The organism is Bradyrhizobium semiaridum, from assembly GCF_020329505.1.
Lineage (GTDB): Bacteria > Pseudomonadota > Alphaproteobacteria > Rhizobiales > Xanthobacteraceae > Bradyrhizobium > Bradyrhizobium semiaridum.
Genome location: NZ_JAGKJJ010000017.1, coordinates 144539 through 156639, shown reverse-complemented (window position 1 = coordinate 156639; position 12101 = coordinate 144539). Strand labels below are relative to the sequence as shown.

Annotated in this window: 11 protein-coding genes; 5 read left to right on the top strand and 6 right to left on the bottom strand. The window is 65.5% G+C overall.

Features of this window, described 5'->3' with window-relative positions; translation table 11 throughout:
* Positions 1-10 precede the first annotated feature (10 nt).
* Both J6500_RS20250 and J6500_RS20245 read right to left on the bottom strand, forming a co-directional pair.
* Complete coding sequence (locus tag J6500_RS20250; RefSeq protein ID WP_225714447.1) at positions 11-1192, bottom strand: low temperature requirement protein A; 1182 nt, start codon at positions 1190-1192, stop codon at positions 11-13.
* 26 nt (positions 1193-1218) lie between these two features.
* Positions 1219-1455, bottom strand: a complete 237-nt coding sequence (locus tag J6500_RS20245; RefSeq protein ID WP_212015434.1) for a BolA family protein — start codon at positions 1453-1455, stop codon at positions 1219-1221.
* A gap of 187 nt (positions 1456-1642) precedes the next feature.
* Here J6500_RS20245 and J6500_RS20240 point away from each other — a divergent pair, with 187 nt between their 5' ends.
* The gene (locus tag J6500_RS20240; protein ID WP_225714446.1) at positions 1643-2002 is read left to right on the top strand and encodes a DUF427 domain-containing protein; all 360 of its coding nucleotides are present in this window, start codon (positions 1643-1645) and stop codon (positions 2000-2002) included.
* A gap of 118 nt (positions 2003-2120) precedes the next feature.
* On the opposite strand, the gene J6500_RS20235 is transcribed toward J6500_RS20240, so the two are convergent.
* Complete coding sequence (locus tag J6500_RS20235) at positions 2121-2294, bottom strand: DUF1328 domain-containing protein (protein WP_044541507.1); 174 nt, start codon at positions 2292-2294, stop codon at positions 2121-2123.
* 195 nt (positions 2295-2489) lie between these two features.
* Here J6500_RS20235 and J6500_RS20230 point away from each other — a divergent pair, with 195 nt between their 5' ends.
* Positions 2490-3674 carry an acyltransferase family protein gene (locus tag J6500_RS20230; protein ID WP_225714445.1) on the top strand — a complete coding sequence of 395 codons (1185 nt, stop codon included), beginning with the start codon at positions 2490-2492 and terminating at the stop codon, positions 3672-3674.
* A gap of 1 nt (position 3675) precedes the next feature.
* On the opposite strand, the gene J6500_RS20225 is transcribed toward J6500_RS20230, so the two are convergent.
* Both J6500_RS20225 and J6500_RS20220 read right to left on the bottom strand, forming a co-directional pair.
* Positions 3676-6756 carry an efflux RND transporter permease subunit gene (locus tag J6500_RS20225; RefSeq protein ID WP_225714444.1) on the bottom strand — a complete coding sequence of 1027 codons (3081 nt, stop codon included), beginning with the start codon at positions 6754-6756 and terminating at the stop codon, positions 3676-3678.
* A 21-nt stretch (positions 6757-6777) separates the two neighbouring features.
* Positions 6778-7812 carry an efflux RND transporter periplasmic adaptor subunit gene (locus tag J6500_RS20220; RefSeq protein WP_225714443.1) on the bottom strand — a complete coding sequence of 345 codons (1035 nt, stop codon included), beginning with the start codon at positions 7810-7812 and terminating at the stop codon, positions 6778-6780.
* Between the two features lie 192 nt (positions 7813-8004).
* Between J6500_RS20220 and soxR the strand changes: the two genes are divergently transcribed.
* Together soxR and J6500_RS20210 are read left to right on the top strand one after the other, a co-directional pair.
* A complete protein-coding gene (soxR, locus tag J6500_RS20215; protein WP_225714442.1) occupies positions 8005-8481 on the top strand; it encodes a redox-sensitive transcriptional activator SoxR in 477 nt (158 codons plus the stop codon).
* 141 nt (positions 8482-8622) lie between these two features.
* Positions 8623-8880, top strand: a complete 258-nt coding sequence (locus tag J6500_RS20210) for a GlsB/YeaQ/YmgE family stress response membrane protein (protein ID WP_225714441.1) — start codon at positions 8623-8625, stop codon at positions 8878-8880.
* A gap of 52 nt (positions 8881-8932) precedes the next feature.
* Here J6500_RS20210 and purL read toward each other — a convergent pair whose 3' ends face one another.
* On the bottom strand, positions 8933-11152 hold the full coding sequence (gene purL / locus J6500_RS20205) for a phosphoribosylformylglycinamidine synthase subunit PurL (RefSeq protein ID WP_225714440.1): 2220 nt from the start codon (positions 11150-11152) through the stop codon (positions 8933-8935).
* A gap of 161 nt (positions 11153-11313) precedes the next feature.
* On the opposite strand from purL, the gene J6500_RS20200 reads away from it, so the two are divergent.
* The gene (locus tag J6500_RS20200) at positions 11314-11790 is read left to right on the top strand and encodes a PaaI family thioesterase (protein WP_225714439.1); all 477 of its coding nucleotides are present in this window, start codon (positions 11314-11316) and stop codon (positions 11788-11790) included.
* The last annotated feature ends 311 nt before the right edge of the window (positions 11791-12101 follow it).

The window sequence follows — 12101 nt, the reverse complement described above, 5'->3', positions numbered from 1 at the left end:
AGTTGCGCCGCTATTCCTCGACCGTACCTGACCGCAGCGAGAGCGATTCCCACGCTGCGACCACGATCATTATCGTGGTCGTCACTAGCGAGAGCATCAGCGGCGACATCTCGCTGGCGAACCAGGCCGCCGCCGCCAGCGCGATGATGCCGACGCCGTGCGAGAGCTGCAGGAAATTGCGGATCACGTATTTGAACAGGATGGTCCCGACCAGAAACAACATCGGGCCGCCGACCGAGCTGACGATCGTCTTGAGGTCGGCATGTCCGCCCGGGTGTTTCAGCACCAGTTCGTCGGCCACCGCGGTGAGGATGATGCCACCGACGATCGGCATGTGCAGATAGGTATAGGCGAGCCGCGCCACGCGGCCGGATTCTTCGGACTTCGAGATCATCTCCGAGCCGGCCTCGGCGCCCTTGTGGAAATAGATCCACCACATCGCGATGCTGCCGACCAGAGCGCAGACGAACGCAGCCATGTTTTCCGGCGTCCAGGTCAATTCGGCGAAGGTCGCGCCGTCGACGACGATGGTCTCACCGAGCGCGATGATGACAAACAGCGAGCAGCGCTCGGCCATGTGGCCGCCCTCGACCGACCAGGCCTCGATCGAGGACGGGCCGAGCCGCGGTGTCCAGAACCGCGCCGCCGGCGCGATGTATTCGATGGTCAGCGCCGCGATCCAGAGCCACAGCCGCGTCTCGTGCTCGGCGAGGCCGCCTGATATCCAGAGCACGGCCGAGCAGCAGAGCCAGGTCAGGATCCGGATCGCATTGTGACGCACCGCCGTCCGCCGCCGCGGCGTCGCCAGCAGCCAGAACAGGGTGCGGCCGGTCTGCATCGCCGCATAGGTCGCGGCGAACCACAGGCCACGCCCCTCGAATGCGGCCGGGATCGAGGTCGACAGCAGCAATCCGCCCAGCATCAGCACGAACAGCAGGAGGCGGACCGGCGTGAGCTCGGGATTGAGCCAGTTGGTGACCCAGGTGGTGAAGACCCACACCCACCATACCGCCAGGAACAGCACCGTGACCTGGACGGCGCCGAGCGGGGTAAAATGGTGCAGCAGCGTGTGCGACAGCTGCGTGACGGCAAAGACGAAGACGAGGTCGAAGAACAGCTCGGCGTTGGTGACCCGGCTGTGCTGGTTCGGCACGATGACGCGAAACATCGCGCCGCGCGGATTGTCCGCCATCGCCCAGCCCCTCAGCTTGCCGGGGGCTAGCCTCCCGGCACCCCGGTCTGCAATGCCAGCGCGTGCAGCACCCCGCCCATCTGCCCCTTCAGCGATTGGTAGACGATCTGGTGCTGCTGGACGCGGGACTTGCCGCGGAAGGACTCGGATATGACAGTGGCCGCATAGTGGTCGCCGTCGCCGGCCAGATCGCGGATCGTTACCTCGGCATCCGGGATCGCGGCCTTGATCATCGATTCGATATCACGGGCGTCCATCGGCATCCCAGTCAACCTCCATCAAGCCATGCGAATCACGGGCCCGCTCACGCGGCCGTGACAGGATAAAACCTAGTCCCTGCGGTCTTCTAGGTCATCCCGGGCGTCACTATATGCCCATTCGCAGCGATTGAAACCTGCATCAATCGGTCACAAGTATTCACGCCGAAATGACCAGAAAAGGCGCAGCCCGATGAAGCTCCCCGGCCCCGATCATCCGATCACCATCACCCCCAATCCGAAGCGCGTCCGCGTCACCGCCGACGGCGTCGTGATCGCCGAGACCACGCACGCGCTGACCCTGAAGGAAGCGAGCTATCCGGCGGTGCAGTACGTGCCGCGCCAGGATGCCAAGATGGAGCTGCTGGTCCGCACGGAGCGGACCACGCACTGCCCCTACAAGGGCGATGCGAACTATTTCAGCGTCAAGGCCAACGGCAAGACGCTGGACAACGCGATCTGGACCTATGAGACGCCTTTCCCGGCGATGGCCGAGATCACAGGTCACCTGGCGTTCTATCCGGACAAGGTGAAGATCGAGGAAGTGGCCTAGGGTCAGACCTCGCTTATTGCTGTTACGACGGGGCGTCCCGGCCCTCCACGCCGCTCGATCTGGACCTGGGTGCCCGGGGCAGCCGGGCACTAAGAAGGGAGCTGAGCGCGGTCTCCCGCTAGGCCCGGAATATTGTGAGCCCGAGGATCAGGAGCACCAGGAAGATCACGACGAACACATAGAACAGGAAGCGCGCGATGTCGGCAGAGGCGGCTGAGATGCCGGTGAAGCCGAGCAGGCCCGCAATAATGGACACGACAAGGAAGATCAGCGCCCATTTCAGAATCGTCATTGCTTGCTCCTCGTGGCCGCGCCCCGCGCGTTGCCAATTCCTCCGATAACGCCCGTTACCAACCACAGTTCCAAAACGAACCAGACCCGCGGAATGACCAACCTCGACCTCGATGCCCGCCAAGCGGGACGATTGGGCCTTGCTGAATCCGGCGCCCGATTGCAACATCCGGCTGCGGACCCGGCTGGGGACACCATGAAATCGATTGCGCATGCGGCACCGGACGTCGACGTCCAGGCAGCACCGAAGCTCCACAAGCGCAACGTAGCGCTGGACCGGGCGCGCACCTTCCTGACACTGGTCGTGCTGCTCCACCACGCGGTGATCCCCTACACCTATTTCGGCCACACCGACCCGACGTCCTGGATCGGCTTCGACGGCGTGGTGCTGGCGACCGACAGCTTCTTCATGGCGATGTTCTTCTTCCTGTCTGGGCTGTTCGTCTGGCCCGGGCTTGGCCACAAGCCGTGGCTGATCTTCCTGCGCGACCGGCTGCTGCGGCTCGGCCTGCCGTTCGTGGTCTGCGCCGTCACCGTGATCCCGCTCGCCTATTGGGCGATCGAGCTGCGCCACACGCCGGGCACCAGCTTCGGCGAGTTCTGGCGCAAGACCATGACCGTCGGTCCCTGGCCGGCCGGACCGATCTGGTTCGTCTGGGTGCTGATGGCGTTCGACGTCACCGCGAGCCTGCTCTACCGCATCTCGCCGCGCCTGCTCGATCCGATCAACCGCCTCTCGTTGAAGGGATTCGAACGTCCCTCGAAGTTCTGGCTGTTTCTCGTGGTGGGCAGCGCGCTGCTTTATTTGCCGCTGCTGGTTTATTTCGGCCAGAACCGCTGGTTCGAATTCGGGCCGTTCTCGGTGCAGGCGAGCCGCGTGCTGCTGTACGCGTCCTATTTCTTCATCGGTGCCGGCATCGGCGCGGCACAGCTCGAGAGCGGCGTGCTCAGCGCGCACGGACGGCTGACCGAGCGGCGCTGGTTCTGGACCGGCGTCACGCTGATCCCCTACGCCATGATGTGGGTCATGATCTACGTCAAGCGCCAGGTGATCGGTAATCCGGATCCGCTGCCGTCCTGGTATCTCGCGATCTACGGTACCTTCTTCGTGCTGTTCAGCGCCTCGATCCTGTTCGCGATCCTGGCCTATTTCCTGCAATCGAAGGCATCCGGCCCAACCCTGCTGGACCGCATGCAGGCCGATGCCTACGGCATGTTCCTGGTGCACTATCCGATCGTGCTGTGGCTGCAATACTGGCTGTTCGATATGGATCTGCCGGCGATCGCCAAGGCGGCGATCGCGTTCTTCGCCACGGTGGCGCTGAGCTGGGCCGCCACCGCCGTGCTGCGCAAGATTCCGGGCGCCAAATACGTGCTGTAGTCTACGCCGCGATCTCGCCCCGCGCCGTCACGCGCTCCAGCTTCGGGGCAGCTGCGGCGCGGTGGTCGCGGGCGATCAGGATGTAGAAAGTCGGCAGCACGAATAGCGTGAACAGCGTGCCGATCAGCATGCCCATCACCACCACGATGCCGATCGCGAAGCGGCTCGCTGCGCCGGCGCCGTCGGCATAGAGCAGCGGCGCCAGACCCGCGACCATTGCGGCCGTCGTCATCAGGACCGGGCGCATCCGCACCGCGGCGGCCTTCTGGATCGCGGCGACGCGGTCGAGTCCCTCATTGTGCTGGATCTCGTTGGCGAAGCTGACCATCAGGATGCCGTGCTTGGAGATCAGCCCGATCAGCGTGACGAGGCCGATCTGGGTGTAGATGTTCAGCGTGGTGAAACCGAAATAGAGCGGCAGCAGCGCGCCGCAGACCGCGAGCGGCACCGTGACCATGATGACCAGCGGATCGCGAAAGCTTTCGAACTGCGCCGCCAGCACCAGGAAGATCACGATCAAGGCCATGCCGAAGGTCACGATCAGGCGGTTGCCCTCCTGGACGTATTGCCGGCTGTCCGACAGCCAGTCGATCGTCATGCCCGGCGACAGCTTTTGCCCCTGCATGAAGGCGACCGCCTGCCCCATCGTCACGCCGGGTTTCAGCACCGCCGAGAGCGTCGCCGCATTCATCTGGTTGAACTGCGGCAGCCGGTTCGGCTCGGGCTTGACGTTGACCTTGATCACCGTCGACAGCGGGAACATCCGCCCCGCGCTCGAGCGCACGTTGAAGCTGCCGAGATTTTCCGGCGTCACGCGGTCGGCCTGCCGCACCTGCGGGATCACCGAATAGGAGCGCTCGAAGAAGTTGAAGCGGTTGACGTAGTTCTCGCCGACCAGCACCGCGAGCGTGTCGGCGATAGTCTGCATGCTGACGCCGGATTCGGCGGCCTTGGCGTGATCGATAGTGATCCGCGCGGTCGGGCTGTCGAATGCGAGATCGCTGTCGACGAAGGCGAACAGCCCGCTCTTCCAGGCGGCCTGCTTCAGGCCCTCGACCTCCTGATAGATGCTGGCGAAGCTGCCGGCCGAGCGCACCACCATCTGGAACGGCAGGCCCCCGGTCGCCGCCGGCAGCGCCGCCGGCTGGAACGGCGTCACCGACGCGCCGAGCACGCCGTAGGACATGCCGTAGAGCTGGTTCTGGATGTCGTTGGCGGAGCGCTTGCGCTTGTCCCAATCGGTCAGGGTGATGCCGCCGAACGCATGGTTCTGGCCGTCGGTGCCGTTGACGACCCAGCTCGCATGATATTCCGGAAACGAGCGATAGAGCTGTTCGATCTGGTCGGTATAGCGCGTGGTGTAGTCGACGCTGGCATATTGCGGCGCGCGCAGCACGGTGAACACATAGCCCTGGTCCTCCTGTGGCGCGAGCTCGCGCTGGCTGCCGAAGAACAGCACCACGATCGCCCCCAGCACGCTGACGGCGACCAGCAGCACCGCGGCGCGCATCTTCAGCGTCGCCGCCAGCAGCCGGCTGTAGCCGCGCGACAGCCTCGAGAACTGGTGCTCGACCAAGCGGGCGAAGCGGCCATGCGTGCTCGCCTCCCCGAGCAGCTGCGCGCTCATCATCGGCGACAGCGTCAGCGCGACGACACCCGACACCACCACCGAGCCGGCCAGCGTGAAGGCGAATTCGCGGAACAGGCTGCCGGTCAGCCCGCCCATCAGGCCGATCGGCGCATAGACCGCGGCGAGCGTGATCGTCATCGCGATGACAGGACCTACGATCTCGCGGGCGCCGATCAGCGCCGCCTCGCCGGGGCGAAGGCCCTCCTCGATGTGGCGATGGATGTTCTCGACCACGACGATGGCGTCGTCGACCACGAGCCCGATCGCCAGCACCATGGCGAGCAAGGTCAAAAGGTTGATGGAGAAGCCGAGCCCCAGCATCATCGCGGCGGTGCCGACCAGCGACAGCGGCACGGTGACGACAGGGATCAGCACCGAGCGGAACGAGCCCAGGAACAGCAGGATCACCACCACGACGATCACGATCGCCTCGACCAGCGAGTGCTGCACCTCGGAGATCGACGCCTTGACGAAATGCACGATGTTGAAGACGTCGGCAATCTTCAGGCCGGGCGGCGCCACGCGGTTGAGGTCCTCGATCACCTTGCCGGTGGCGGCGACGATCTCCAGCGGATTGCCGTCGGGCGTCGGCTGCACCGCGATGTAGACCGTCGGCTTGCCGCTGTCGCGCGCATTGGAATCGTAGTTCTCGCCACCGATCTCGAGCGTTGCGACGTCGCCGAGCCGCACCAGGCCGCCGCTGCCCGCGCTGGTCTTGATCACCATCCGGCGGAAGTCATCGAGATTGCGCAGGTCGGTCGCCGCGGTGATGTTGGTGACGGTCATCTCGCCGCGCAGCCGCCCAGGGGCGGCCTGCACGTTGTTGGAGCGCAGAGCAGCCGCGACGTCGGCCGGGATCAGGCCGCGCGCGGCGAGCTTGAACGGATCGATCCACACCCGCATCGCCAATGACGATCCGCCCGAAGTATCGGCCGACGCCACGCCGGGCACCGAGGTCAAGAGCGGCTGCGCCACGCGGGTGGCAAAATCGGTGATCTGCGCCGGCGTCAGCGTGTCGCTGGTGAAGGCGATGTACTGCACCGCGGAGGCGCCGTCGGTGATCTTGGTGATGACGGGATCGAACACGCCGGCCGGCATCCGGTACTTGACCTGCTGCACCTTGGCCAGCACTTCGGTCATGGCGCGGTCGGCATTGGCGTTGAGCACCAGCTTGGCCTTGATCTGGCTGAGGCCGAGCGTCGAGTTCGACGTCATGTACTCGATGCCGTTGGCGGTCGCGATCGACTGCGCGATGACAGAGGTGACAAAGCCCTGCATGACATCCTGGGTCGCGCCGGGGAACGAGACGTCGACCTGGATGGTCGCGCTCTCCATGCTGGGATATTGCCGCACCGGCAGCGACAGCAATGCCGCCGAGCCGATCAAGAGGATCATTAGGCTGACGACGGTCGCCAGGATCGGCCGCCGGATGAAGATGTCGGTGAAATGCATGATGCTGACCCGGCGCTGATGTCAGCGCCCCTTCTCCTCGGCCATCGTCATCTGCACGGTCGCGCCGGGCATGACGCGGAGCTGGCCGGCAGTGACGATATGGTCGCCCGCCGACAGCCCCTGCTCGACCACGACGCGCTCGCCGATGCGCTGGCCGGTCCTGACCGCGACGGCGACCGCCTTGCTGTCGCGCACCACCAGCACGCTCTCGCCGGATGCTGAGGTCTGGATCGCTGTGACCGGCACCACGATCGCGTCAGGCTGCGGCGGCAGCACGACATTGACCATCACGAACAGGCCCGGCCGCAGCAGCCGGTCGGGATTGTCGAACAGGGCCTGCACGAGGACATTGCGGGTGTCCTCGGCGACCTGCGGTTCGATGGCATTGATTTTCGCCTCGAACTCCCGATCGGGGAAAGCGTCGGTACGGATCGTCACCGCGCCTCCCACCTTCAGATTTGACAGGCGCTGCTGCGGAACGGTGAAATTGACGTAGAGCTGGTCGAGCGCGGTCAGCGTGGCGAGCGCGTCGCCGGCATTGACGTATTGCCCGAGATTGACCTTGCGCAGGCCGATCTGGCCGGCGAACGGCGCCCGGATCGTCAGTTGCGCGATCTGCGCATCGAGCTGCTCGACGCTGGCGTCGGCCTGCTTGAGATCCTCCTGCCGCTGCTGCAACACCTCTTGGGTGACGAAGCCCGACGGCGCGAGCCCCTGCGAACGCTTCTCCTGCAACTGCGCGAAGCGTCCCTTCGAGACCGCAACGGTGCGGGAGGCACGCAGCGGCGCGTCATAGAGCTGCACCAGCGCGGTGCCGGCGGCGACATCGGTGCCCGCCTCGAAATTGATCGCGGTGACGCGTCCGGCCACCTCGGGCGCCAGCGTCACCTGGCGCACCGCCTGCAGCGAGCCGATCGCCTCGATCGAGCGCGGCAAGGCTTCGCTGCGCACCATCATCGCCGCGACCGGTGTCGGCGGCGGCTCGGCGGTCGTCGTGGCCGCGGCGCGGTCGCCGCGCGAGGCGAACAGCGCGGCCGCGGCTGCGATGATCAACACGAGAACAATGCCGAACGGCATTGCGCGAGCGCGCAGCGACCCGCGCGAATCTGATGATGCGGACGGCATTTCCAATCCAGAACAGCGAACCCGACGGAATGCCGCCGGAAGCTTGCCCCTGCAAGCCGGCCGATGATATAGAACCTCAAGTATAGTTGAGGTCAAGGCGGGCGGCTTGCAGGACTTCTAACAATGGCGTTGGCAGCGGAGCTTTCGGTCGGCGAAGTGGCGCGGCGCAGCGGGCTCGCGGTCTCCACGCTTCACTTCTACGAGAGCAAGGGACTGATCGCGAGCCGGCGCACCAGCGGCAATCAGCGGCGTTACATGCGCGGTGTGCTGCGCCGGATCGCCGTGATCAGAATCGCACAGCGCGCCGGAATTCCCCTGGAGGAGATCAGGCGGACCTTCGCGGCGATCCCGCTCGACCGCGCCCCGACCATGCGCGAATGGTCGCGCGCCATGAGCGCCTGGACCGAGACGCTGCAACAGCGGATCGACGACCTCACCGACCTCCGCGACAAGCTGTTCAAGTGCATCGGCTGCGGCTGCCTGTCGGTCACCGATTGCCCGCTGCGCAACGCCGACGACAGGCTCGGGGCGCAGGGCGCGGGCCCGCGCATCCTGATCACCGCCGCCGAGCGGAGGCGCGCCCGCAAGCGGCAGCGCTGAGACCCAGCCTCGCGCGTCCCGATTCGGCGCAACGAATCAAGCCGGCCACGCCCGACAAGCGGGGGACAGGTGACGATTGACACATGCCGGTCGGTGATTCTCGGTTATGCTCTCGATACTGCTTGACCCAGGGAGTGTCAGATGAACGACCCGCAAATCGGATGGATCGCCGCCATCATCGTCGGAGGATTGGCTGGCTGGTTTGCCGAGATGTTCATGAAGTCCGGAACCGGTATCCTCATGAACATCATCCTCGGCATCGTCGGCGCGGCGCTGGCGAACTGGCTGCTGGCCCTGATCGGCGTGTCGCTCGGCGGCGGCTGGATCGCCTACCTGGTCGCCGGCTTCATCGGCGCCTGCATCATCATCTTCCTGTGGCGCGCCATCCGCGGCAGATAAAGCGGTCGATACTCCCTTCCGCGTGAGCGGGGCGAGGTAAATTCCTGCCGGATCAGGCGGCGGCGCCGCGCATATAATTCGGCAGCCAGTGCTCGAAGGCGCGGGAGAGGTCTTCGATCGCGACCGGCTTTTCGCCGGCGACCGCGATCGCATCGCCACCGGTGGTGCCGATGCGCGCACAGGGCACGCCCGCGCCCTTCATCTTCGCCAGCACGAGACCCGCGTCGGCCGCCGGCACGGTGACGATGTAGCGGCCCTGATCCTCGCCGAACCAGTAGGCATGCGGCACGATCGACGAGGGTGCGGCGAGCAGCTGCGCGCCGATACCGCTGGCGATCGCCATCTCGGCAAGCGCGATCAGGAGGCCGCCGTCGGAAACGTCATGCACCGCGGTCGCGGTGCCGGCATGGATCATGCCTCTGACAACATCGCCGTTGCGCTTCTCGGCGGCGAGATCGACAGGCGGCGGAGCGCCCTCTTCGCGGCCGCAGACGTCGCGCAGATAGACCGACTGGCCGAGCCAGCCCTGGGCATCGCCGATCAGGAGGATCGCCTCGCCCGCCGCCTTGAACGCCAGCGTCGCCGACTTCGTAAAGTCGTCGAGCAGGCCGACCCCGCCGATCGAGGGCGTGGGCAAAATGCCGCGGCCGTTCGTCTCGTTGTAGAGCGAGACGTTGCCGGAGACGACCGGGAAATCCAGCGCGCGGCAGGCTTCCGAAATGCCCTTCAGGCAGCCGACGAACTGGCCCATGATCTCGGGGCGCTCGGGGTTGCCGAAATTGAGATTGTCGGTGATCGCGAGCGGCCGGCCGCCGACCGCGGTGATGTTGCGCCAGGCTTCCGCCACCGCCTGCTTGCCGCCCTCGAACGGATCGGCCTCGCAATAGCGCGGCGTGACGTCGACGGTGAGCGCGAGTCCCTTCGGCCCGTCCTCGACGCGCACCACCGCGGCATCGCCGCCGGGCCGCTGCACGGTATTGCCGAGGATGACGTGGTCGTACTGCTCCCAGACCCAGCGCTTCGAGCACAGTTCGGGCGTGCCGATCAGCTTCAGCAGCGCCTCCGCGATGCCGAACGGCGGCTTGACGTCCTGCCCGCGGATCACAGGCAGGGCGTTCGAGGCGACGTGCGGGCGGTCATAGACCGGCGCCTCGTCGCCGAGCTCCTTGATCGGCAGATCGGCCATCACGTCGCCGCCATGCTTGACGACGAAGCGCTTGGTCGGCGTGGTGTAGCCGACGATGGCGAAATCGAGCCCCCATTTGCGGAAGATCGCCTCGGCCTGCTTCTCCTTCTCGGGCTTGAGCACCATCAGCATGCGCTCCTGGCTCTCCGAGAGCATCATCTCGTAGGCGCTCATGCCGGTCTCGCGCGTGGGCACCGTGTCGAGGTCGAGCTCGACGCCGAGATCGCCCTTGGCGCCCATCTCGACCGCCGAGCAGGTCAGGCCCGCCGCGCCCATGTCCTGGATCGCGATCACGCAGCCCTGCTCCATCGTCTCGAGGCAGGCTTCCAACAGCAGTTTTTCAGCGAAGGGATCGCCGACCTGCACGGTCGGGCGCTTCTCCTCGGAGGCGTCGTCGAATTCGGCCGAGGCCATCGAGGCGCCGTGAATGCCGTCGCGGCCGGTCTTGGAGCCGAGATAGACGATCGGCATGTTCACGCCGGAAGCCGCGGCGTAGAAGATCTTGTCGGCGTCGGCGAGGCCGACCGCCATCGCGTTGACCAGGATGTTGCCGTCGTAGCGGGTGTGGAAGCGCACCTGGCCGCCGACCGTCGGCACGCCGAACGAATTGCCGTAGCCGCCGACGCCCGCGACCACGCCGGACACGAGGTGCCGGGTTTTCGGATGCTCCGGCGCGCCGAAGCTCAGCGCGTTGAGACAGGCGATCGGACGCGCGCCCATCGTGAAGACGTCGCGCAAAATGCCGCCGACGCCTGTCGTCGCGCCCTGATAGGGCTCGATGTAGCTCGGGTGGTTGTGGCTCTCCATCTTGAAGACCACCGCCTGGCCGTCGCCGATATCGATCACGCCGGCATTCTCGCCGGGGCCCTGGATCACCCAGGGCGCCTTGGTCGGCAGCCCGCGCAAATGGATGCGCGAGGACTTGTACGAGCAGTGCTCGTTCCACATCGCCGAGAAGATGCCGAGCTCGGTGAAGGTCGGAACCCGCCCGATCAGCTTCAGGATGCGCTCGTACTCGTCCGGCTTCAGCCCGTGGGCGGCGACGAGTTCGGGGGTGATCTGGGGCTCATTCTTGGGCGCGGTCATGGGACCCTTAATAGGTAGATCGAACGGGGGCGAAAAGGCCTTTTAGGGGGCATTTTGCCCCTGTCCAGAGCTTTGCGGCCGCCCGCCACCGGGCGCCGGATTTGCACATTGAGGACGGATCGGATTTAAGGACCGAAACTCCGGATTGAAGGCCCATTTTCGTGAACGACCTGTCCCAGACTGCATCCCTCGACAAATACGGCATCCAGATCGAAACCGACGGCGAATTCGCCGGCTGGCGAACCTGGCGGCGCGACAATTTCGAGACCCATACCGGGCCGTTCTACCATCGGGTCGACGAGAACGGCCGCGTGACCTGCGCGTTCCGGGTCGTCGAGAAGCACCTCAACGGCTCCGGCAACGTCCATGGCGGCTGCTTTATGACATTCGCCGATTACTGCTTGTTCGCCCTCGCCACCCCGGTGCTGCAGGGTTCCGGCGTCACGGTGTCGTTCGCCTCGGAATTCCTCGACGCCGCCCGCAAGGGCGAGCTGATCGAATGTGTGGGCGAAGTCATGCGTGCCGGCATGTCGCTGATCTTCGTGCGCGGCATGCTGATGTCGGGCACGCGGCCGCTGTTCTCTTTCTCCGGCACCATCAAGCGAGTGCGGCGGAAGGCGCCGGCACCGACGCCGTAACGCGTCGTCATCCAGCCGTTACATCGGCCGACTCGATACGAAAACACAGGTTGAAATGCGCGATGAACCATCGTCATCGCGCTTGGGCCCGCTCTTTGAACCTGGTCTCCGCGCAAACACTTTGCGTTTGTCGCGAGCGACACCCGCTTCACAGTTTTCCGCATCATGCACTAGCGCATTGTGTTCACGAAGGTTCTTCGCGTGAGCCCACATGGCGCGTGTGACACAACGACGCCCTGTCGTTGCCTCGTCGCACGCGCGTCACATGCGCGTCAGCCAGGCCCTCGAAGATTGCTGAGCATTTCCGCATT

What these genes read in the sequence shown, in the direction of transcription:
- J6500_RS20210 (WP_225714441.1), top strand. Translation starts at nt 8,623, where the DNA reads ATGAACGACCCGCAAATCGGATGGATCGCCGCCATCATCGTCGGAGGA.
- soxR (WP_225714442.1), top strand. Translation starts at nt 8,005, where the DNA reads ATGGCGTTGGCAGCGGAGCTTTCGGTCGGCGAAGTGGCGCGGCGCAGC.
- J6500_RS20230 (WP_225714445.1), top strand. Translation starts at nt 2,490, where the DNA reads ATGAAATCGATTGCGCATGCGGCACCGGACGTCGACGTCCAGGCAGCA.
- purL (WP_225714440.1), bottom strand. Translation starts at nt 11,152, where the DNA reads ATGACCGCGCCCAAGAATGAGCCCCAGATCACCCCCGAACTCGTCGCC.
- J6500_RS20240 (WP_225714446.1), top strand. Translation starts at nt 1,643, where the DNA reads ATGAAGCTCCCCGGCCCCGATCATCCGATCACCATCACCCCCAATCCG.
- J6500_RS20235 (WP_044541507.1), bottom strand. Translation starts at nt 2,294, where the DNA reads ATGACGATTCTGAAATGGGCGCTGATCTTCCTTGTCGTGTCCATTATT.
- J6500_RS20225 (WP_225714444.1), bottom strand. Translation starts at nt 6,756, where the DNA reads ATGCATTTCACCGACATCTTCATCCGGCGGCCGATCCTGGCGACCGTC.
- J6500_RS20250 (WP_225714447.1), bottom strand. Translation starts at nt 1,192, where the DNA reads ATGGCGGACAATCCGCGCGGCGCGATGTTTCGCGTCATCGTGCCGAAC.
- J6500_RS20245 (WP_212015434.1), bottom strand. Translation starts at nt 1,455, where the DNA reads ATGCCGATGGACGCCCGTGATATCGAATCGATGATCAAGGCCGCGATC.